General features: G+C 60.6%; 18 protein-coding genes. 8 read left to right on the plus strand and 10 right to left on the minus strand.

The window, feature by feature from the left end; genetic code table 11:
- Positions 1 to 34: 34 nt before the first annotated feature.
- Positions 35 to 925 (minus strand): proline iminopeptidase-family hydrolase, encoded by an 891-nt coding sequence (locus tag PH562_RS04760; protein ID WP_285171794.1) that lies wholly within the window; start codon positions 923 to 925, stop codon positions 35 to 37.
- 131 nt (positions 926 to 1,056) lie between these two features.
- Between PH562_RS04760 and PH562_RS04765 the strand changes: the two genes are divergently transcribed.
- Both PH562_RS04765 and PH562_RS04770 read left to right on the plus strand, forming a co-directional pair.
- On the plus strand, positions 1,057 to 1,839 hold the full coding sequence (locus tag PH562_RS04765; protein WP_132720426.1) for a LuxR family transcriptional regulator: 783 nt from the start codon (positions 1,057 to 1,059) through the stop codon (positions 1,837 to 1,839).
- A 54-nt stretch (positions 1,840 to 1,893) separates the two neighbouring features.
- Positions 1,894 to 2,808, plus strand: a complete 915-nt coding sequence (locus PH562_RS04770) for a proline iminopeptidase-family hydrolase (RefSeq protein ID WP_285171795.1) — start codon at positions 1,894 to 1,896, stop codon at positions 2,806 to 2,808.
- Positions 2,809 to 2,901: 93 nt separating this feature from the next.
- Here the strand turns inward: PH562_RS04770 and PH562_RS04775 are convergent, their stop codons facing one another.
- Complete coding sequence (locus PH562_RS04775) at positions 2,902 to 4,146, minus strand: amidohydrolase family protein (RefSeq protein WP_285171797.1); 1,245 nt, start codon at positions 4,144 to 4,146, stop codon at positions 2,902 to 2,904.
- Positions 4,143 to 5,663 (minus strand): gamma-glutamyltransferase family protein, encoded by a 1,521-nt coding sequence (locus PH562_RS04780; protein ID WP_483315321.1) that lies wholly within the window; start codon positions 5,661 to 5,663, stop codon positions 4,143 to 4,145. Before PH562_RS04780 ends, PH562_RS04775 begins: the two co-directional genes overlap by 4 nt.
- Before the next feature lie 601 nt (positions 5,664 to 6,264).
- Here PH562_RS04780 and PH562_RS04785 point away from each other — a divergent pair.
- A complete protein-coding gene (locus tag PH562_RS04785) occupies positions 6,265 to 7,218 on the plus strand; it encodes an NAD-dependent epimerase/dehydratase family protein (RefSeq protein WP_285171798.1) in 954 nt (317 codons plus the stop codon).
- Between the two features lie 20 nt (positions 7,219 to 7,238).
- Here PH562_RS04785 and PH562_RS04790 read toward each other — a convergent pair whose 3' ends face one another.
- The gene (locus tag PH562_RS04790; protein ID WP_285171800.1) at positions 7,239 to 8,450 is read right to left on the minus strand and encodes a TIGR03862 family flavoprotein; all 1,212 of its coding nucleotides are present in this window, start codon (positions 8,448 to 8,450) and stop codon (positions 7,239 to 7,241) included.
- 287 nt (positions 8,451 to 8,737) lie between these two features.
- On the opposite strand from PH562_RS04790, the gene PH562_RS04795 reads away from it, so the two are divergent.
- The 4 genes from PH562_RS04795 to PH562_RS04810 all read left to right on the plus strand — a co-directional run bounded on the left by PH562_RS04795 (position 8,738) and on the right by PH562_RS04810 (position 12,771).
- On the plus strand, positions 8,738 to 9,445 hold the full coding sequence (locus PH562_RS04795) for a TetR/AcrR family transcriptional regulator (RefSeq protein ID WP_095437652.1): 708 nt from the start codon (positions 8,738 to 8,740) through the stop codon (positions 9,443 to 9,445).
- A 129-nt stretch (positions 9,446 to 9,574) separates the two neighbouring features.
- Complete coding sequence (locus PH562_RS04800) at positions 9,575 to 10,732, plus strand: Gfo/Idh/MocA family protein (protein WP_095436945.1); 1,158 nt, start codon at positions 9,575 to 9,577, stop codon at positions 10,730 to 10,732.
- 12 nt (positions 10,733 to 10,744) lie between these two features.
- A complete protein-coding gene (locus PH562_RS04805; protein ID WP_285171802.1) occupies positions 10,745 to 11,920 on the plus strand; it encodes a dihydrodipicolinate synthase family protein in 1,176 nt (391 codons plus the stop codon).
- A gap of 26 nt (positions 11,921 to 11,946) precedes the next feature.
- On the plus strand, positions 11,947 to 12,771 hold the full coding sequence (locus PH562_RS04810) for a sugar phosphate isomerase/epimerase family protein (RefSeq protein ID WP_285171803.1): 825 nt from the start codon (positions 11,947 to 11,949) through the stop codon (positions 12,769 to 12,771).
- A gap of 88 nt (positions 12,772 to 12,859) precedes the next feature.
- Here the strand turns inward: PH562_RS04810 and PH562_RS04815 are convergent, their stop codons facing one another.
- Positions 12,860 to 13,966 (minus strand): branched-chain amino acid ABC transporter substrate-binding protein, encoded by a 1,107-nt coding sequence (locus PH562_RS04815; protein WP_285171804.1) that lies wholly within the window; start codon positions 13,964 to 13,966, stop codon positions 12,860 to 12,862.
- Positions 13,967 to 14,365: 399 nt separating this feature from the next.
- On the opposite strand from PH562_RS04815, the gene PH562_RS04820 reads away from it, so the two are divergent.
- The gene (locus tag PH562_RS04820) at positions 14,366 to 15,190 is read left to right on the plus strand and encodes an aminoglycoside phosphotransferase family protein (RefSeq protein ID WP_285171805.1); all 825 of its coding nucleotides are present in this window, start codon (positions 14,366 to 14,368) and stop codon (positions 15,188 to 15,190) included.
- Here the strand turns inward: PH562_RS04820 and PH562_RS04825 are convergent.
- From PH562_RS04825 to PH562_RS04845, 5 genes are read right to left on the minus strand one after another with little or no spacing between them, the layout of a single operon-like run.
- Positions 15,187 to 16,572: an FGGY-family carbohydrate kinase gene (locus PH562_RS04825; protein ID WP_285171806.1), complete on the minus strand. Its 1,386-nt coding sequence runs from the start codon at positions 16,570 to 16,572 to the stop codon at positions 15,187 to 15,189. The genes PH562_RS04820 and PH562_RS04825 overlap by 4 nt on opposite strands.
- Positions 16,569 to 16,895 (minus strand): L-rhamnose mutarotase, encoded by a 327-nt coding sequence (gene rhaM / locus PH562_RS04830; protein ID WP_285171807.1) that lies wholly within the window; start codon positions 16,893 to 16,895, stop codon positions 16,569 to 16,571. The genes PH562_RS04825 and rhaM overlap by 4 nt, the downstream gene beginning before the upstream one ends.
- Complete coding sequence (locus tag PH562_RS04835) at positions 16,892 to 17,908, minus strand: ABC transporter permease (RefSeq protein WP_285171808.1); 1,017 nt, start codon at positions 17,906 to 17,908, stop codon at positions 16,892 to 16,894. The genes rhaM and PH562_RS04835 overlap by 4 nt, the downstream gene beginning before the upstream one ends.
- On the minus strand, positions 17,905 to 18,909 hold the full coding sequence (locus tag PH562_RS04840; RefSeq protein WP_285171809.1) for an ABC transporter permease: 1,005 nt from the start codon (positions 18,907 to 18,909) through the stop codon (positions 17,905 to 17,907). The genes PH562_RS04835 and PH562_RS04840 overlap by 4 nt, the downstream gene beginning before the upstream one ends.
- Before the next feature lie 10 nt (positions 18,910 to 18,919).
- Complete coding sequence (locus PH562_RS04845; RefSeq protein ID WP_285171810.1) at positions 18,920 to 20,455, minus strand: sugar ABC transporter ATP-binding protein; 1,536 nt, start codon at positions 20,453 to 20,455, stop codon at positions 18,920 to 18,922.
- Positions 20,456 to 20,502: the final 47 nt, after the last annotated feature.

A 20,502-nucleotide genomic window follows, 5' to 3' on the forward strand; every position in this document is an offset into this window, starting at 1 on the left:
TGTCGTCGGTGGGATTGGATCACCTTAGCCTGCATCAGCTTGCCCTATGCCGCGACAGGAAATCGAGGAGCGCCGGATAGTAATCCCGCGGGTTCTCGTAGAAGGGCATGTGGCTGGCATTGGCGAAGACCTTGAGCTCGGCATCCTTCAAAGCAAGCTTCATCCTGAGCGCGCAGGCCGGCGTCAACTCGTCATGTTCGCCCGCCGTGATCAGCACCGGCATGGAAAGGCGCGGAAGGTCCGGAATACGGTTCCAGTCCTTGAGGTTGCCGATGTAGAGAAATTCGTTCGGCCCCTGCATCGTCTCGTAGGGACCCATGTTCCAATCGTCGAGCGAGCGGCGGACGGGTGCCGGCCATTCCGCTAGGCGGCAGACATGGCGATAATTGAGGATGGTGACGGCGGCGAGATATTCGGGGTGATTATAGGTGCCCTGCGCCTCGTGCTTCTGCATCATCGCGACCGTTTCCGGGCCGAGTGCCGCGCGCAGCCGCTCCAGCTCGGAAGTCAGGTGCGGCATGTCGGCGACCGTGTCTTCGAGGATCAACGTCTTGAGGTTCTCGGGATAGGTCAGGGCGTAGTCGATCGCCAGCCAGCCGCCCCAGGAATGACCGAGCATATGGACCTTGCCGAGGCCGAGCGCTTTGCGGACGGTCTCGGTCTCCTCGACATAGCGGCCGATGATCCACAAACCCTTGTCGGTCGGGCGGTCTGAGGCGCCGGTGCCGAGCTGGTCGAAGGCGACGACCCTGTAACCTCTATCGATCAGGCAGGAATGCGCCTCGCGCAGATAGTCGCAGGGCAGGCCGGGGCCGCCGTTCAGGCAGAAGACCGTCTCAGGGCCGCTGCCAAAGCTGTAGGCGACCACCTTGTAGCCATCGACCTCGACGACATGCCGCGCCTCCGGCTCAATTTCACGCCACATTGACAACTCCGGCGAAAGATTCTGCTTGCTCAATATTTGAGCATGGCTAAATTTTTACCTTAAACCGCGCTCGGCACCAGCTATAAGAAGTGATAGGTTGGGAGGTCGCAGGCTCAGACGGGAACCGCTGCATGTTCGATCAAATCGGAACCATCAGGCGCCAGTTCACGGCGCATCAGACGCTGGACGGCCGTATCGACCATATTTTCGAGGGCATGAAGGCAATCGGCTTCGAGGCTTTGATCTACGATTATTCGCCGGTGCCCTACGACCTCGACGGCAAGATCATGATCCCATCGCTTTTGAAGCTCAGGAACATCTCCGACGACATGTATGAATACTGGTTCGATCGCGGCTATTTCCGCATCGATCCGGTGCAGCAGGTGGCGCTACGGACTTCGGCGCCCTTCTTCTGGAATTATGATCCCGACGCCGATACGCTGATCAAGCGCTTCATGAGCGAGGACACGGTTCCCGTTGCGCGCTACCTGAGCGAGCGCGACATGTCGACGGGTGTCACGGTGCCGGTGCACATGCCGCGCGGCGATTACGCGACGGTCACGGGAATTCGCTTCGGTGCCAACAAGGAGTTCGAGCGCGACGCCCTGCGCTATATCGCCGATTTCAACCTGCTTGCGCATGTCTTCCACGAGACGGCCTATTCCCTTTTCGACACCGCAGCGCTGAGTGTCGGCAAGATCCGGCTGACGGAACGCGAGAGGGAGTGCCTGCGCTATTCCGCCGAGGGCTATTCCGCCAAGGAGATTTCGCGCATCATCGATCGCTCGGTGCCGACGGTCGTCATGCATTTGAACGCCGCGGCAAAGAAGCTGGGCGCCAAGAACCGCACGCAGGCGGTCGTCCGCGCCACGCATTATCGGCTGCTGGACGCACAGCCATCCTATAACTTGTGATAGCTGCCGCACCCGTTTCGGCCGCGTTATGGTCTGGTCCATCGAAGCCTGAAGATGGAGAGACACGTGGCCGCAATCCCGATGCAGGAAGCATTTCTGCCCTTTCGCGAATACCGGACATGGTACCGCATCACCGGCTCGCTTGATTCCGGCAGGCTGCCGCTCGTCGTCGCCCATGGCGGGCCTGGCTGCACTCATGACTATGTCGACAGCTTCAAGGACATTGCCGAAATCGATGGCCGCGCCGTCATCCACTACGACCAGCTCGGCAACGGCAAGTCCACGCGACTGCCGGAGAAAGGCCCCGACTTCTGGACGCCGGCGCTTTTCTTGGATGAATTGGACACCCTGCTGAAGCATCTCGGCATTCAGGATCGCTATGCCTTTCTCGGGCAATCCTGGGGCGGCATGCTGGGTGCCGAACATGCGGTGCGTCAGCCGAAGGGGTTGAAGGCATTGGTGATCGCCAATTCGCCGGCCAACATGCATACCTGGGTCGCGGAAGCGAACCGCCTTCGCGAGGAGCTGCCGCAGGAGGTGCAGGATACGTTATTGAAGCACGAACGCGCCGGCACGATCACCGATCCGGAATATATCAGCGCCTCGCGTGTCTTCTATGATCGCCATGTCTGCCGAGTCGTGCCCTGGCCGGAGGAGGTTGCCCGCACCTTCGCCACCATGGACGAGGACAATACCGTCTACCGCAACATGAACGGCCCGACCGAGTTTCACGTCATCGGCACGATGAAGGACTGGACGATCGAAGACAGGCTTCCGCTCATCGAGGCGCCGACCTTGCTGATCTCGGGCAAATATGATGAGGCGACGCCTCTGGTGGTCAAGCCCTATGTCGATCGCGTCAGGGGTTGCGAGTGGGTGCTCTTCGAAAACTCCAGCCATATGCCGCATGTCGAAGAGAAGGATCTTTGCCTGAAGACGGTCTCCGAGTTCCTGGCGCGGTATGACTAATCTTTCGGCTCTAACGGTGCAGCCAACGTCGATGCCAGGCTCGCTTCTTGCAGCGTGGACCAATCCGATTCCATAACGGAATAGCTCGCTGTTCTAGATCGGTTTGTGGAGCCTAGGGCGACCGTTGTCGAAGCTCTTGCGCCCCTTTTTCCAGCCAGCAATCACGCGGGCGATTTCGCGCACGGCCGCACCGGGGCCGGGGCCGTCGAGAAGCACGATCGTCGCCTCGCCGCCGGCCTGCAGACGCATGCTGCCGTCGAATTGGCCCGCTGCCATTCCGCTCACCATGTCGAAAACCAGGGCCATATCTTCGTCACGCGAAAGCTGGGCGACGTTGGCGTAAAGATTAGCCATGCGGATTAGCGAAGCATCGCCATAGGGCGTGAAGGGATTAAGGACATTGTTGGTCGCGATTGATGTGGCGACCCCTTTTCCGGCGAGCAGATGGGCTGGCGCTACACCACGCGGAACCAAGCGGTCTTGACCGCGGCCCATCAGAAACAGATCGGTCGCCGGAAGCACCGATAAAGCGATCCCTGCTTTTGCCAGGTCGTCGGCAATAGCAAGAATCTGCGCGTGCGGGATGGCCGACAGATTGGTGACGTGGCCGATCGATACGCGACCCTGCCAGCCATGACGGAGCGTCGCGTCGATCACGTCGGGCAGATCGGTTCGATCGGGATCGAGGCTGAAATCGAGATGAAAGTCGACCGGGACATCGTGCTTTGATGCCAATGCGAAAATCATGTCCACATGCCGGCCGGGAGAGGGATCCGTATAAGGACAGCCTCCCACCAGATCTGCACCATCGGCAAGTGCTGCGTCGAGCATGTCGTATGTTTGCGGCTCGTTCGTGAGCCCGTCCTGAGCAAAGGCGCAGATTTCGATGTCGATCGCGAAAGCATAATCCCCACGGATACGCTTGATCGCTTCAAAGGAGCGGAAGCCTGCGCGCGGGTCGATTTCGACGAAGGTTCGCATCCGCGTCGTGCCGTGCGAAATCGCTTGCTCCACGACGCGTGCGGCGCGCTTATAAACATCGGCGTCTTCAAAGCCGGCCTTGGCTTTGGCGACTTCCCGCACGGCCTCAGTCAGCGTGCCCTCGCAAATCGTGCAGCGATCGAGAATGCAGGCCTTGTCGAGATGAATGTGGGTATCGGCAAATCCGCCGAAGGCGAAGCTTCCCTCGCCGTCGACGTCCGATACCGCGTCGCACCGAATGCGAGGTTCTATGGCTGCGATCCGGTCACCCCGCACGCCGATGTCAACGAAATCGCCATCTTCCTCGATACGAACATTGCGGATGATGAGATCGAACGGTTGGCCGTTGGCGCTCACAGCAGGATGGCGCCTCCGTCGCTGCGCGGATCATGCGCGCCGTCGATCGCCCCGTCTTCGCCGATGCGGATCACGCCGGCTTGGCCGCCAAGTGGACTGAGTGCATCGATGGTGGAGATCTCATGTCCCATGGCGGCCAGCGCGGAGACCAATTCGGCACCGATATTCTCCTCGATCTTCAGGCTGTCGCGGCTGTCGGAAAATGTGCGGCCGAGCAAAAAGCGCGGCCGCGCGAGTGCTGCAGCGGGATCAAGGCCGTGATCGATCAGCAGGCTGAGCAGCAGCGACAGCGTCTGCGGCTGGCCATCCGCGCCCTGCGTGCCGTAGACCAGATGCGGACGCCCGTTCTTCAGCGCAAGACCTGGATTAAGGGTATAGAAAGGACGCTTTCCAGGCCGCATATAATTGGGGCTTGCGGGGTCGGTGCTGAAGGCTGCTCCCCTGTTTTGCCAGAGGAGGCCGGTGTCGCCGATCACCACGCCACTGCCCCAGTCGAAATAGAGGCTTTGGAGCAGGGAGGCGCATCGTCCATTGGCATCCACGGCTGCAAGCAGCGCCGTATCGCCGTGCCGATACTCTTGCGGCCATGGCAAGGCCCATGCGGGATCGATCGCGGCAGCCTTGGCCACGAGGCGATCCGGATCGAGAAGGTGTTTCGAGACATCAGCGGCGAAGCGAGGATCGGCGATCGCATGTCGATCGAGGAACGCCTGTTTCACGGCTTCGACCAGCGCATGATAATAGGCCGGACCCTCGGGCCGGAAATTCGCCATCGGCAAATGGTCGAGCACACCCATGATGCCGAGGGTGGTTATCCCTTGTGTCGGTGGGGGTGGAGCAAGAAGTATCGTGTCGCGATACGCCTGCTGGAGAGGAGCCGCCGCATCGGTCCGCGTGGCAGCAAGATCTGCGGCCGAAAGAGGAGAGCCGGCCTCTGCAAGCCCGTTCACAATTCGACGGGCGAGAGCTCCCTCATAAAATTCGCGGGGGCCGTGACGCGCAATGGCTTCGAGCGTTTGCGCGAGGGCAGGCTGGTGTTGGATGCCGCCGCACCGAAAGAGCCCGGTGAAGCCGGGCCAGCCGTTCAACTCATCCCGCCTGAATTCATACCAGAAGGCTTGCGACTTGCTGACTTCGAAGCCGCCGTTCGCGAGCGCGATCGCGTCGTCGAGAAGGGCTGGCAGTCGCTCCGTGCCGCCCCATGCGTCAGCGGAATGGGCAAGCACTTTCTCCCAGCTATCCACGAGGCAGGCCGTCGTCAGCGTAGAGGTTGCGCCCCGCAAAGGTATGTCTCCACGCGGAATGTCTGCCGCCGCCTGCCCGATGCCGAGGAAAGTCTGTGCATTGCCTGTTTCGTCCGCCACCAGCCAGACCGCGTCGCCGCCGAGCCCGCAGAAATGGGGATAGGTGACCGATAGAGCAGCTCCCGCCGCGACCAATGCCTCAATCGCATTGCCGCCGCGCCTGAGCACTTTCGCGCCTGCTTCGCTGGCCTGCCAATGCGGTGTCGCAATCATGGCGCGGGACGATGGCGAATTGGTTCGAGCGGTCTGTCTGGTGAAGGGTGTCATGAAATCGGCGGTCGCGTCGATGGCGATGATGTCTTGTTCGGCATTGGTAAATCCTGGCGGCATGATCTGGAAAGCCAGACATGCAATACCGATGCCATAAGGCGCAGCAGCTGCACGAGCATAATTTAAGCTATTGTATTCATCGAGAATAAATCAGTTCCTCGTCGTCAAGGCGGCAAAGATGCCAAAGGCCGATCTTGCGCCCATAGCTCGGCGAGTGCCTAGGAATTCGCATACTCATGTATTGGTGATCGAAAAAGTGGCGGGTCCCCGATGCGATCAGGAAGATGCCGCTGCCATTGGATGGCGCGTTGGGTCGTTTTCGAGTGCCACCCGCAATCTCGCTCGCAGCGCCTTACACCGCTGTATGCGTCAAAGTGACGTTCGGATGCCTCCGTCACCGCCTCCTGCAATAAGACGATGAAGAATGACTTTTTCAGCCATGAGAAGGGATGACAAAGTCGTCTGCTCTCCTATTCTCACGGAGCAGATCATTTCTTGGACATCGGCAGCCGCCGATTTCGATTCTGACCGTTGGGAGGACAACATGACGCGCACGGTGATTATCGGTGCAACGGGCCATATCGGCACCTATCTCGTGCCGCGGCTCGTGGAAGCGGGGCATGAGGTCGTGGCGATCAGCCGTGGCCAGGCAAAACCCTATTCGCCGAACAAAGCGTGGAATGATGTGGAGATGCGGGCGATGGATCGCGCCGCCATGGAGAAAGAAGGCAGCTTCGGCCCGGCCATCCGCGCGTTGAAGCCGGATATTGTCGTCGACATGATCTGCTTCACGCTCGATAGCGCAAGGCATTTGACCGAGGCACTCACCGATCATGTCGGCCATTTCCTGCATACGGGCACGATCTGGACGCATGGATTTTCGACCGTCGTTCCGACGCCGGAAGAGGCGCCAAAGCGGCCGTTCGGCGACTATGGCATTCAGAAAGCGGCGATCGAAGCGCATCTGCTTGAGGAGGCGCGCCGCAGGGGATTTCCCGCAACCCTGATCCATCCCGGCCATATTGTCGGTCCAGGCTGGGCACCCCTCAATCCGGCCGGGCATTTCAATCTGTCGGCATTCTCGACTTTGGCGCGGGGTGAAACGCTCGTCCTGCCGAATTTCGGTCTGGAGACGGTCCACCACGTTCATGCCGACGATGTCGCGCAAATGTTCATGGGCGCTATTGCCAATTGGCGGGTCTCGACAGGAGAGGCTTTCCATGCGGTTTCAGCCGGTGCGCTGACACTCCGAGGCTATGCCGAGGCCATGTCGCGCTGGTTTGGACACGAGCCGAAGCTGGAATTCCTGCCTTACGAAAAATGGGCGGAAAGCCAATCGGCGGAGGATGCGCAGGCGACCTGGGAACATGTCGCCCGAAGCCCGAATTGCTCGATCGCCAAGGCCGAACGGCTACTCGGATACCGGCCGCGCTATACGTCGCTGCAGGCCGTTCAGGAAGCGGTCGCCTGGCTTATGGAGAACGGCCGGGTCGGCTGAAATGCCTGCTTTAAGCCCGGTCACCGGTCTTTGAGCCAGGAATCCATGCCTTTTGCCGCTGCATGCCCGGTCGCAAAACAGGCTGTCAGAAGATAGCCGCCGGTCGGTGCTTCCCAATCGATCATCTCTCCGGCGGCGAACATGCCGGGGAGCTTCTTCAGCATGTATCTTTCGTCGAGTTCATCCCATCGGATGCCGCCGGCGGACGAGATGGCTTCGGCAATGGGCCTCGGCCTAAGCAACGGAATCGGCAGGGCCTTGATCAGGCGGGCAAGCGCTTCTGGATGCGAGAGAATGGCGGGTTCGGCAAGCTCGCGCAAAAGGCCCGCTTTGACGCCCTCGATGCCGGCGCCCTTGCGCAGGCGATTGGAGAAGCTTGCCTTGGGATCCTGCCGCGCCAGATCGCGCGCCAACCGCTCCTCATTGCGTCCGGGCGCCAGATCGACCATGAGCGAAGCCTCGCCCTTTTTTACCAACCGGTCGCGCAGCGACGCGGCATGCGCGTAGACCAGACTGCCCTCGATCCCCGTTTTCGAGATGACGAATTCGCCGGGGAAGGTCCCTGCTTCCGATTTTGCGGTGACGGCTTTCAGCGGTTCGCCGGCAAAGCGCTCGCTGAACGTCGCGCTCCAGGTAACGTCGAAACCGCAATTGGCCGGCTGGAACGTGGCGATGTCGATCCCCTTGTCGCAAAGCCAGCTGACCCATGCCGCGTCCGATCCGAGCCGGGCATAGCTGGCCCCGCCGAGCGCGAGCAGAACGGCGTCATAGCGCACAAACTCCCGCCCCTTTGGTGTCTCGAAGACCAAATCGTCATTCTCGAAGCCGCACCAGCGATGCCGCGTCAGAATGCTGACGCCGCGAGCCTCCAGCCGCCCCAGCCAGGCGCGCAGCAGCGGCGACGCCTTCATGACTTTCGGGAAGACGCGGCCGGAAGAGCCGGTGAAGGTTTCCGTTCCCAGGCCTTGCGCCCAGGCTCTCACGTCATCAGGCTGGAAATCGTCAAGCGCTGCACGCAATCGGGACGAGGAAGAGCCGAAGCGGGTGGCAAAAACACCGTAGTCTTCCGAATGCGTGATGTTGAGGCCGGATTTTCCCGCCAGCAGAAACTTGCGCGCCACCGTCGGCATGCTGTCATAGATCGCGATGCGATGGCCGAGCAGGGACAAGGTTTCTGCCGCCATCAACCCGGCCGGGCCGCCGCCGATGATTGCGATTTGGTTTCTGGTCATGCTCATCCGATGCCGCTTGCTATTGTTGTCTAAGGCCGGATAGGGGCCGAACGCAAGATTGTCGCCGTCCTAGTCCAATCTCACTGTTGTTCAGACGAGTTACGGCAGCGCCGGAAATCCCACGTTTCCTCTCGGTATCCTTCGCTATATCCACATTTAAATCGATATAACCATATGGTTACTATTGCCTTCGATTCACCGGGGGCTGTCAACTTATGCGATGATCGGTTACTTATCGGCGCGAGGGTGGGCCGCATAAGCCTTACGAAATGCCGCCGGGAGCCATGATGTCAGAAGCCAAGACCGTGAAGCGTAGCGCAAGGAATGCAGGCCTTGCGAATGCAGAGAAAACACCCTCGCGCGCAGCTTCGGAACGGCCCCGTCTCAGGGATGCGGAACGCACCAGCAAGGCAATTTTGGCGGCTGCGACCAAGGAATTTGCCGAGCGCGGCTATGGCGGCGCTCGCGTCGATGCCATCGCCGAACGGGCGAAAATCAACAAGCGGATGCTCTATCACTATTTCGGCGGCAAGGATGCGCTCTACGTCGCCGTTCTGGAAGGCAGCTATATCGCGATCCGTTCGGCGGAAGCACGGCTCGATCTCTCGCATCGCTCGCCTGCCGACGGCATGCGGGAGCTGGTCGTCTTCACCTGGCAATATTTTCTGGATCACCCGGAATTCCTGGGGATTCTCAGCACGGAAAACATGCATAAGGCCCGCTTCCTGAAGCGTTCGGCGCGCATTTTCGAGCTGCACTCGCCGCTGGTGTCGGAGATATCCGGCCTGCTTGATCGCGGTGTGGCGACGGGCGTATTCCGCAGCGGCTGCGATCCGGTGAAGATCTATATGAGCATTGCGGCCCTCGGCTCGTTCTTCCTCACGAACCGCTGGACGCTCTCGACGATCTTCCGTCGGAACCTCTCTGACAAGAGTGAGATCGACGCCTGGGGCGAGCATATCGTCGATGTGATTTTCGCCTATCTGCGTCCCTGAAATCCCCGGAGCCACGAGCTCAGCAACGGCAGATGATTGCCGTCGCGGCCATTGACGATGGCCGTTGACAGCATCGGCTCGCCGTGTCAGTTATGTAACTATATAGTTATTTACGGGAGGAAGAAACTCATGGCAACGAAGCCGATCGGCATCATCATGCACGGCATTACCGGCCGTATGGGCTATAACCAGCATCTCGTGCGTTCCATCCTGGCGATCCGCGAGCAGGGCGGCGTTCTTCTGTCGAACGGCGACCGGCTGATGCCGGAGCCGCTGCTTGTCGGCCGCAATGCCGAGAAGATCGAGGCGATCGCCCGCAAGCATGGTCTTTCGAAGACCACGACCGATCTCGATGCCGCTCTTGCCGATCCCAACAATACGATCTTCTTCGATGCCGGTTCGACGCAGATGCGCGTCGAGCTTCTCGAAAAGGCGATTGCCGCCGGCAAGCATGTCTATTGCGAAAAGCCGATCTCCGAGACGCTGGAGGAGGCGCTCTCGGTTGCTGCTTCCGCCGAGCGTCGCGGCGTCAAGAACGGCGTCGTCCAGGACAAGCTCTTCCTGCCGGGCTTGCGCAAGATCGCCATGCTGCGCGACAGCGGCTTCTTCGGCAAGATTCTCTCCGTGCGGGGCGAATTCGGTTACTGGGTCTTCGAAGGCGATTGGGGGGTGAAGGCACAGCGTCCGTCCTGGAACTACCGCAAAAAGGATGGCGGCGGCATGATCCTCGATATGCTGCCGCATTGGCGCTATGTGCTCGATAATCTCTTTGGTGAGGTCAGGTCGGTCAGCTGCCTCGGCGCGACGCATATTCCAAGCCGCGTCGATGAGAACGGTAACATCTATGTTGCCGATGCCGACGATGCCGCCTATGCAACCTTCGAGCTCGAAGGTGGCGTTATCGCGCATATCAACTCCTCTTGGGCGGTCAGGGTTCGCCGCGACGATCTCGTTACCTTCCAGGTCGACGGTACCCATGGATCGGCCGTCTGCGGTCTGATGCGCTGCTGGACGCAGCATCGCGTCAATACGCCGAAGCCTGTCTGGAACCCGGATCAGCCGCAGCCGATCAATTTCTTCGACACCTGGGAAGAGGTACCCGACACGCAGGCCTTCGACAATGGCTTCAAGGCGCAATGGGAGCAGTTCCTGTGCCATGTGGCCGAGGATGCGCCGTGGAAGTTCACGCTGCGCGAGGGTGCCAAGGGCGTGCAGCTGGCAGAGCTGGCACAGAAGAGCTGGGCGGAGCGTCGCTGGGTCGACGTTCCCTCTCTTTCGGCCCGCTAGGAGGCTGATCTCATGGAGAGAAGCCTTCACTTGCCAAGGGCGGACGGCACGATCGCGGCCTTCACGCCCGTCAACGAGCCGTTGATCGCGCCTGTGAAACCGGCGGGCGGCCATCACTTCAATCGCGTCGCCTATGCTGCCGCGCATGTCGTGGTCGATGCGCTTGCGGACAACGATCCCTGGCTTGACCGCAATATCGACTGGGAACGCACGATCGCCTTCCGCGAATATCTCTGGGGCCTCGGCCTCGGCGTAGCGGAAGCGATGGATACCGCACAGCGCGGCATGGGGCTCGACTGGAGCGGCGCAAAAGAGCTGATTGCGCATGCGCAGTCGGCCGCTCGCGGACGGCCGGATGCGGTGATCGCCTATGGCGCCGGCACGGATCACCTCCAGCCCGGTCCCGATGTCACGATCGATGACGTCATCTGCGCTTACGAGGAACAAGTGGCCTATGTGGAGGGGCAGGGCGGGCGCGTCATTCTCATGGCAAGCCGGGCGCTTGCCGCTGCCGCCAAGAGCCCGGATGATTATATCCGTGTCTACGACCGCATCCTCGGTCAGGTCAAAGAGCCCGTTATCATTCACTGGCTCGGCTCGATGTTCGATCCGGCGCTGGCAGGCTACTGGGGGTCGGCTGATGACATGCGGGCCATGGAGACCGCGACCGCGATCATCAACCAGAATGCGGCCAAGGTCGATGGCGTGAAGATTTCGCTGCTGTCGGCGGAGAAGGAAATCATCATGCGCCGCCGGCTCGATCCATCGGTCAAGATGTATACCGGCGACGATTTCAACTATGCGGAACTGATCGCCGGCGACGACCAGGGCCATTCGCATGCCTTGCTCGGCATCTTCGATGCCATTGCACCGGCGGCGAGCGCGGCTCTCGCAAAGCTCGCTCAGAACGACCTCGACGCCTTCCACGAGATCCTTACGCCGACCGTCCCGCTGTCACGCCATATCTTCAAGGCGCCGACGCGGTTCTACAAAACCGGCGTCGTCTTCCTCGCCTATCTCAACGGCTTCCAGGATCATTTTCAGATGCTCGGCGGCCAGCAGAGCGCCCGCTCCATCCAGCATCTTTCGGAGCTTTTCCGTCTGGCGGACACGGCACGCGTGCTGCGTGACCCGGATCTCGCCGTCTATCGCATGAAGACGATCCTTGCCACCGTCGGCATCGACTAACGACAAGATCGGGGAGGATCATCACGATGGCCATAGAGGGTCTGTCCATCAATCTGGCAACGGTGCGCCAGCAATATGACATGCGCCAGGCGGTCGAAGCGTGCCTGAAGCAGGATATCGTAGCGATCGCGCCCTGGCGCGATCAGGTGCACAACATCGGGCTTTCCGAAGCCGCCCGCATCGTCGCCGACAACAGGCTGAAAGTCACCGGGCTTTGCCGCGGCGGCATGTTTCCTGCCGCAAGCGCCGAGGGTAGGGCGGCTGCAATCGACGACAACAAGCGGGCGATCGACGAAGCAGCGGCGCTGAATGCCGATTGCCTCGTTCTCGTCGTTGGCGGTTTGCCGGAGAGATCGAAGGATATCGCTCATGCCCGCGAGATGGTAGCGGACGGTATCGCCGCGATTCTGCCGCATGCGCGCAGCTCCGGAATTCCGCTCGCGATCGAGCCGCTGCATCCGATGTATGCGGCTGATCGCGCCTGTGTGAACACGCTTGAGCAGGCGCTCGACATCTGCGATCTCCTGGGCGAAGGCATCGGTGTCGCGGTCGATGTCTACCATGTCTGGTGGGACCCGAAGCTTTATGAACAGATCGCGCGCGCCGGCGCCGGTGGCCGCATCCTGGCGCATCACATCTGTGACTGGCTGGTGCCGACTACGGACCTGCTGCTCGATCGCGGCATGATGGGGGATGGCGTCATCGACTTGAAGCGCATCCGCGCCGAGATCGAGAAGGCCGGTTTCTTCGGCTTGCAGGAGGTCGAGATCTTCTCTCAGAATAATTGGTGGAAGCGGCCGGGTGAGGAGGTTCTCTCCACCTGCATCGAGCGCTTCCGCACCGTTTGCTGAGTGGCTGCGGCCCGGGTAGCATCTCCAATAAAAAAGTCGGGCCAACAACAAGTGGCCCGGCTATCTTTCAAAGCGATAACGTCACGGCTTATTCGGCCGAAACGATCTTGCCGCCTTCCCACTTGTAGAGCGAGAAGCTCTGCGAGGTCAGGTCGCCCGTTTCGCCATAGGTGACCTTGCCGATGGCCGTGTCGATCGGTTCGCCCTTCTTCAGCGCAGCGCCGGCGGCTTCGGCATCATCTGCCTTGCCGGCTTTTTCGATACCGGCCTTCAGCACCTGCACGGCAGCATAGGCGTTCAGCGTGAAGGCTTCGGCCGGGATGTTGCGTGCCTTGAGGGCGGCAACGGCGCTCTGCGAATCCGGGTTCTTCAGCGCGTCAGACGCATTGGTGAAGAGCGTGCCGGCCGCGGAATCGTTGGCGATCGCCCAATATTCGGTGTTGGACAGGCCGTCGCCGCCGATGATCTGCGCCTTGACGGAGATGTCGTGCAGCTGGCGGGCCAGCAGACCTGCTTCCGGATGATAGCCGCCGAAATAGATCACTTCGACGCCGGCCTGCTTCAGCTTCGTCGTCAGCGCGCTGTAATCCTTTTCGCCGGGGGTCAGCGAGTCGTTGACGACTTCGGTGATACCGCCCTTGTTGATCGCTGCCTTGAAGGCATCGGCCAGGCCCTTGCCGTAGGCGCCCTTGTCGTTGAGGATGGCGATCTTCTTGTCCTTGAAGTTCTTCACCACATATTCGCCGGCAACGACGGCCTGCTGGTCATCGCGGCCGCAGGTGCGGAAGATGTTCGTCAGGCCGCGATTGGTCAGGTCCGGAGCGGTTGCGGTCGGCGTGACCATCAAGATGCCGTTTTCGGCAAGCGCGTCGGAAACTGGGATGGCAACGCCCGAGGTCACCGGGCCGACGACGAAGCGGATGCTGTCGCCGACGAAGCTGTTGGCGACGGATACGCCCTGCTTCGGATCGCCGGCGTCATCGCCGAGCTTCAGAACGAGCTTCTGGCCGAGAACGCCGCCGTTCTTGTTGATTTCTTCGATAGCGGTCTGCGCGCCGTTCTTGACCTGGTCGCCGTAAGCTGCGACCGGGCCGGTCAGCGGGGCGATGAGGCCGATGGTGATGTCCGCATGCGCGAGAGGTGCGAAGGCCAGCGAAGCGACGAAGGTCGCGGCCGTCAATGTCTTCAGACTCATGTTAGCTCTCCTTGGATAGGCGCGGCAGCGCCCTTTAAACCCGCCCGCAATCGCCTGTCTCGACGCGCAAACTGCCGTAAGGCGTTCTTTTGGAGAAGACAGAGCTGATATCGAAGCCGATGGGCGCTTTCGGACATTTTTTGATCTCGAAAGCGCTCATAAGGGTATTTTCTGTAGGAATATTGGGACGATTCCGCAAGAAAATAACCGTCGCGAAGACAATTTTGACGATCTTTTTGAATTTCTGTCGAGGGATGGTTGTTGTGCATCTGCTTCCAAAACCCGGGCGATATGGCGGTAAGGCGACGTGAATCTAAAAGTGGAAGTTTCGATGCCGCTGACCCACATAGGTAGCGGCGCCTGTCATGGCGTGGCCTATGCCGAGGAGATTGATGTCGCGTGAATGAGAATGACGGTTCAAAGACCTATTTCGACCTCTGGCGCCTGATCCCGGATGGCGATCCGGTCGTCACCCATTCCAGCCGGCTTTTTCCCGTGCGCCGTGACGGCGAGCCGGCGATGCTGAAGATCGCGGACGCGCCGGAGGAGAAATCGGGTGCCGAGCTCATGGTCTGGTGGAATGGCATTGGTGCTGCGCGCGTTCTCGAACATCAGGACCATGCTATCCTGCTCGAACGGGCAACAGGCAGCCTCTCACTTGCCGAGATGGCAAGGAATGGCGAGGACGACGAGGCAAGCCGGATCATCTGCAAGGCCGTCGCTGGGCTTCATGCCTCTCGCGGGGGCGGTTTGCCGCAATTGATTCCGCTTGTCCACCGGTTTCGTTCGCTCGAAACTATGGCCCACTGCGAAGGTGGCACTTTCGTACGGTCTGCTGTCACGGCCCGCAAACTACTGTCGGAACCCCGCGATGTCGTGGCGCTGCATGGCGACATCCATCACGGCAATATTCTTGACTTCGCAGAGCGCGGCTGGCTTGCGATCGATCCCAAGGGCCTCGTGGGCGAGCGCGGCTTTGATTACGCCAATCTCTTCTGCAATCCAGATAATGCAGTCGCCACGTCCCCCGGTCGTCTTGCCCGGCAAGTGACGGTCGTTGCCGAAGCAGCGGGAATGGAGCATGGGCGCCTGTTGCGATGGATCGTTGCCTGGGCCGGCCTTTCAGCAAGCTGGCTGATCGAAGATGGCGAGGACGAGCACGTCGAACTAGCGCTGCGCGTTGCCGAAATCGCGGCGGCAGAACTATCCGGGGCCGAGGCTTAAGAGCTTAATGCGTCGCGCCAGGCCTGCCGATAGCGGATCAACCCGGCCAGTTCGGCGCGAACCGGCGAGTTTTCCGCTGTTGTCGCGGGGCGGATGCCCGTCAGTAACGCTGCCCCCTGGCTGGTGCCTGTCGAGCCCGCCAGCGCAATAACGTCGCTGTTCGTCAAAGCGGACAGGGCTTTGAGATAGGCGCTGTTGAGCGCGAAGGGGCCTTCGACGAAAATCGGTCCTCTGGCGCCGATCAAGCTGAGGCAGGCTTCCGTCATCAGCGCGAGATAGAGGCTGACAGCGGCAAGGCGCTCGGCATTGCTCGCGGCGCTATCTGCGATCCAGCGCCGCTTGCTGCCGGGAAAGGGACCCGATCCTTCAACGACGTTGGGTAAAAGCATGAGGCCCTTGTTGATCGCCGGCTCCAAGGCGGCTTCGATCGCCTCGGGCGCCGCCGTGCCTATTTCGGCAGCCAGAAGCTCGAATTCGCGGCCTCCCATGAAACGGGCTGATGGCACGGCGCGGCCATAGGCATCGACGTTGGCAAGCGCATCGCGCCTGGAATCAAGATGATCGAGATCGCCGCCCACGCCGAAACTGATCACCCAGGTTCCCGTCGAGACGACGGCAAAGGGGGCTTCGTTTTCGATCAGATGCGGCAGCAGCGAGGCGTTGGAGTCGTGAATGCCGCAATAGACCGGCACCGGTTTCGTGAGACCCATATCCGCAGCAAGTGCCGGCAGGACCGGTCCAAGCGCGTCGAAAGCCGAACGGACTGGCGCCATCAGCCCGCGGATGCCAAGCGTGTCGACCAGAGACGAATAGCTTTGCGTCGTCGGGTTCCAGAGATCGGTATGGCAACCGAGCGAGGTCACCTCGTTGGCGGCGATACCGGTCAATCGGAAAGCCCAATATTGCGGATAGGTCAGGATCGTCGCGACACGGGCGAAATCGGCCCGAAAGGTGCTTTTTAGATAGTGGATTTGCGCGCCGACATTAAGGCCAACCGACAATCCGGGTGAAAACGTCTCAGTAAACTTGGGGCGCAACTGATTGTAGGCGTTCTGAACGGTTTGGGGATAGCCATGCTCATAGTCGAGAACCGGCATGGCGAGGTTGCCATCGGCTGAAAGCATCGCCATACATGCACCATGCGTCGTGATCGAAATGGCATCGAATCCAGGCGTGCGGGCAAAACCTTTGAGAGCCGAAATGATGAAATCCCACAGGCCCTCGATATCGTAATGTGGGTAAGGACCCGACTTCAGGACGCTGTTTGCGGTTCTGACGACGGCGATCTCTCTGCCTGTGCCAGCATCAAGCACCACCACCTTGGCGTTGGTCTTGCCGATGTCGATGACGGCGATGTGACGGTAGGCTGTCTCGTTGCTCATGGCAGATGGAAGACCGTGACCAGATCGCTCTGAATGGGCGAATTGTCTGGATTGGTCGCCATGATATCGGCCATATGCGCCCACCATTTCTTCATGACGGGATGTTCGGGCAGACTCGCCATCGAATGATCCTTCGGCCGTGTCAGCACGCCGAAAAGCGTGTTCGTGTCGCGATCGAGATGGATGGAATAATCGCTGACGCCGGCCTGATGCAGCAGATCCACCAGCTCGGGCCAGATTTCATCATGCCGCTTCCGGTATTCTGCCTCCATGCCTGGATTGAGCGTCATCTTGAAGGCGTGGCGTTCGAGAGCAGCGGTCATTTGGAACTCATGGTCCTGATGCGGCGGGCGACGATCGGCAGCGCGATGGTGATGATGAGGAGGAGACCGATGAAGATCGACATGACGATGCCCGGGACGTTCAGCAGGCCGAGGCCGAATGTAACCAACCCCATGACGAAGGCGGCGATGACGACACCGCCGATCGTCCCAGAGCCGCCGAGGATCGATACGCCTCCGAGCACGACCATGGTGACCACCTCCAGCTCCCAGCCGAGCGCGATCGAAGGACGTGTCGAGCCAAGGCGCGAGGTGAGGCAGACGGCGGCAATGCCGCTCATGATGCCGGTCAGGAGGAACAGGATGAATTTGACCCGTTCGACCGGAATGCCGGAGAAACGCGCGGCAAAATCATTGTTGCCGATCGTATAGACCTGACGGCCGAAATTCGTCGCATGCAGCAGGATCGCAAAGGTGATCGCGAGCACGATGAAGAGCACGAATTCGAACGAGAAGACCCAGACAACATAGCCCTGGCCGAAATAGGCAAAGCTATCCGGATAGTTGCCGTAAGCCTTATCGCCGAGAACGATATAGGAAATGCCGCGAAACAGGCTCATCGTGCCGATGGTGACGACGATCGACGGCAGCTTCAGCACCGAAACCAGGAAGCCGTTGAAGATGCCGCAGACCAGGCCGACGCCGATACCGATCGCGACGAGACCGGGCGTATCGACGCCCAGTTGCGCCGCGGCCCCCATCGCCGTCGACGCCAGCGCGATGATGGCTGCGACAGACAAGTCGATTTCGCCCGATATGACGAGCAGCGCCATGGCAAAGGCGATCATCGCCTTTTCGGTGAAATTGAAGGTCGCGTCCGAGAGGTTGAAGGGATCCAGGAAATAGGGCGAGGCCAGCGAATTGAAGATAAAGATCGCGATCGCGACGCCGAAGAGCAGCGTTTCCCAGCTCGACAAGATGCGTTTGAAAGGAGTGCCGAGGCGATCCGGAATGACGCGCTTTTCCGCCGTTGCCGTTTGCGAACCGTTGCTCATGCGTGTGCTCCCTGGCTGGCGGTGTCCTTTGCTGCCTGATCGCGCAGGATGATGCGGCCGCGGTTGCGTTCACGCCGGGCGTTGAAGACGACGGCAAGGATGATGACGGTGCCTGAGATCGCCATCTGCGTGAACGGCGAGATGCCAATGACCGGGAGCGCATTCTTGATGACGCCGAGGAAGAGGGCGCCCAACACGGCGCCGGCGACGGAACCGACGCCGCCTGCAATCGAAATGCCGCCGATGACACAGGCCGCCACGCTATCGAGTTCGAAGCCGTTGGCGATATCGACATAGGCCACCGCATAGCGCGAGACCCAGAGATAGCCGCTGAGGCCGGCAAGCGCGCCGGACAGAACGAAGGCGAGGAAGCGGGTCCAGCCGACGTCGATGCCGGCATAGACGGCGGCCACCGGATTGCCGCCGCTCGCATAGGCCGAGCGGCCGAACTGGGTGTAGTGCAGCACCAGATACATCATCAGCACGATCGCGATGCCGATCCAGGCAAGCACGGGCAGGCCGAGAAGCGGCGTGCGCGGCACGTTCAGGAAGACCGGCGTGAACTGATGCGCATTGACCCAGGCGCCGCCCGATAGCACGAATGCCATGCCGCGATAGATCGTCAGGGTGCCGAGCGTGACGACGATCGGCGGGATTTCGAGCGCCCAGACGAGATAACCGTTGATGGCGCCGAGAGCCGCGCCCATCAGGATTGCCATTAAGACGAGCGCGATCAGCGGAATATCGGGATAGGCCGCGTTCAGCATCGCAACCGCCATGCCCGTCAAGGCCAGATTGGCGGCGACGGACAGATCGATCGATTTGGTCAGGATGACTGTCATCTGGGCAAGAGCCAGAATGATGAGGATCGAGGTGTCGTTGAAGATATTGGCGAGATTGGCGGGCTCGGCAAAGCCGGCCGCACGCGTTGCGAAGCCGGCGATCATCACGGCGATGATGATGGCGAGCAGTGTTTCGCGCTTTTTGAGGATGCGTGGCATCCGGCTCTCCTTATGCATTTCCCGTGGCGGCGCGCACCAAGATTTCCGGCGTCAGCCCGTCGCGCTCGAACAGGCCCGCGGAAAGACCTTCCTTCATGACCAGCACGCGATCCGCCATGCCGAGAATCTCGGGCAGTTCGGAGGAGATCATGATGATGCTGAGGCCTTCGGCCGCCAGCTCGCTGATGAAACCGTGGACGGCTGCCTTCGAGCCGATATCGATGCCTTTGGTGGGCTCGTCGAGAATGATGATCTTCGGCTGCGTCGCGAGCCACTTGCCGATGACCACCTTCTGCTGGTTGCCGCCAGAGAGCGTTCCCACCGGCACGGAAAGGGCAGCTGCGCGCAGATCGAGCCGTTCGGCATATTTACGGGCGAGAGCGAATTCGTTGGCCGCCTTCAGGAACCCCTTGCGCGAGGTGCGTCCGAGCGAGGGCAGCGACATGTTCTGATAGATCGGCATCGGCAGCGCCAGACCGTGGCGGCCGCGTTCTTCCGGCACATAGACGATGCCGGCGTGAATGGCATCTTGAGGCGAGTGCACCTGGATTTCACGTCCGTCGAGCGTCAGGCGCCCGGAGAGCGGCTTGGTGATGCCGAACAGCGATTGACAAAGCTCGGAACGTCCGGCGCCGATCAGGCCGTAGACCCCAAGGATCTCGCCGCGCCTGAGCTTGAAGGAAATGTCGCGGAACTCCGTCCGATGACAGTATTTCTCGACTTCGAGAACGGTATCGCCGAGCGATACGTCAACCTTGGGAAATGCGTTGCCGACATCGCGTCCGACCATCATACGGACGATCTCGTCCTGCGGCGTCGCTTTCAGCTCGCCATGACCAACGGCACGGCCATCGCGAAAGACGACGAAATTGTCTGCGATCTCATAGAGCTCGTCGAATTTGTGGCTGATGAACAGGATCGCCTTGCCCCTTGCCTTCAACCCTTCGACGATGCGGAAGAGATCATCGATCTCCTTGCGGGAAAGGGCGGCGGTGGGTTCGTCCATGATGACGATGCGGGCCTCGATCGACAGAGCGCGCGCGATTGCCACAAGATGGCGCTGCGCGATGGAGAGGTCTTTCAATCGGGTCGTGGGATCGATGGCGCTTTCCAGCGATTGCAGAAGTTCCCTCGAGCGGCTGTTCATCGTCTTCCAGTCGATGGTGCGCCAGGACGTGCGCGGCGCATGACCGAGAAAGATGTTTTCGGCAACAGTCAGCTCGTCGAAGAGCACCGTTTCCTGATGAATGGCCGTGACGCCGGCATCGATGGCCGCCTGCGCACTGGCGAAAGCCGTTGGTTTGCCGTCGACAAGAATCTCGCCTTCGTTCGGGCGATAGATACCTGTTAGAATTTTTACGAGTGTCGATTTGCCCGCACCGTTCTCGCCGATCAGGGCTGTGACCTTGCCGGGATAAAGCGAAATGCTGACGCCATCCAGCGCTTTCACGCCGGGAAAGATCTGGGAAATGCCGCGCATTTCCAGAATGGCCTGATTGTTCGCGGCTGGCGCGTCCGCGATGGAGCGTTGAAGGACTGTGGTCATCAGCAATGTACCGGATCAGTGAAACCAGGTCCGGCGGCTAGCGCCGC

It is taken from the genome of Rhizobium centroccidentale, from assembly GCF_030182565.1.
In the GTDB taxonomy this organism is placed as follows: Bacteria; Pseudomonadota; Alphaproteobacteria; order Rhizobiales; family Rhizobiaceae; genus Rhizobium.

Bases quoted from the DNA above. Each gene is read 5' to 3' on its own strand.
- PH562_RS04825 (WP_285171806.1), bottom strand. From the start codon at position 16,572: ATGAGCAACGAGACAGCCTACCGTCACATCGCCGTCATCGACATCGGC.
- PH562_RS04800 (WP_095436945.1), top strand. From the start codon at position 9,575: ATGGCAACGAAGCCGATCGGCATCATCATGCACGGCATTACCGGCCGT.
- PH562_RS04805 (WP_285171802.1), top strand. From the start codon at position 10,745: ATGGAGAGAAGCCTTCACTTGCCAAGGGCGGACGGCACGATCGCGGCC.
- PH562_RS04785 (WP_285171798.1), top strand. From the start codon at position 6,265: ATGACGCGCACGGTGATTATCGGTGCAACGGGCCATATCGGCACCTAT.
- PH562_RS04770 (WP_285171795.1), top strand. From the start codon at position 1,894: ATGGAGAGACACGTGGCCGCAATCCCGATGCAGGAAGCATTTCTGCCC.
- PH562_RS04780 (WP_483315321.1), bottom strand. From the start codon at position 5,663: ATGATTGCGACACCGCATTGGCAGGCCAGCGAAGCAGGCGCGAAAGTG.
- PH562_RS04795 (WP_095437652.1), top strand. From the start codon at position 8,738: ATGTCAGAAGCCAAGACCGTGAAGCGTAGCGCAAGGAATGCAGGCCTT.
- rhaM (WP_285171807.1), bottom strand. From the start codon at position 16,895: ATGACCGCTGCTCTCGAACGCCACGCCTTCAAGATGACGCTCAATCCA.
- PH562_RS04815 (WP_285171804.1), bottom strand. From the start codon at position 13,966: ATGAGTCTGAAGACATTGACGGCCGCGACCTTCGTCGCTTCGCTGGCC.
- PH562_RS04845 (WP_285171810.1), bottom strand. From the start codon at position 20,455: ATGACCACAGTCCTTCAACGCTCCATCGCGGACGCGCCAGCCGCGAAC.
- PH562_RS04810 (WP_285171803.1), top strand. From the start codon at position 11,947: ATGGCCATAGAGGGTCTGTCCATCAATCTGGCAACGGTGCGCCAGCAA.
- PH562_RS04765 (WP_132720426.1), top strand. From the start codon at position 1,057: ATGTTCGATCAAATCGGAACCATCAGGCGCCAGTTCACGGCGCATCAG.
- PH562_RS04790 (WP_285171800.1), bottom strand. From the start codon at position 8,450: ATGACCAGAAACCAAATCGCAATCATCGGCGGCGGCCCGGCCGGGTTG.
- PH562_RS04840 (WP_285171809.1), bottom strand. From the start codon at position 18,909: ATGCCACGCATCCTCAAAAAGCGCGAAACACTGCTCGCCATCATCATC.
- PH562_RS04760 (WP_285171794.1), bottom strand. From the start codon at position 925: ATGTGGCGTGAAATTGAGCCGGAGGCGCGGCATGTCGTCGAGGTCGAT.
- PH562_RS04835 (WP_285171808.1), bottom strand. From the start codon at position 17,908: ATGAGCAACGGTTCGCAAACGGCAACGGCGGAAAAGCGCGTCATTCCG.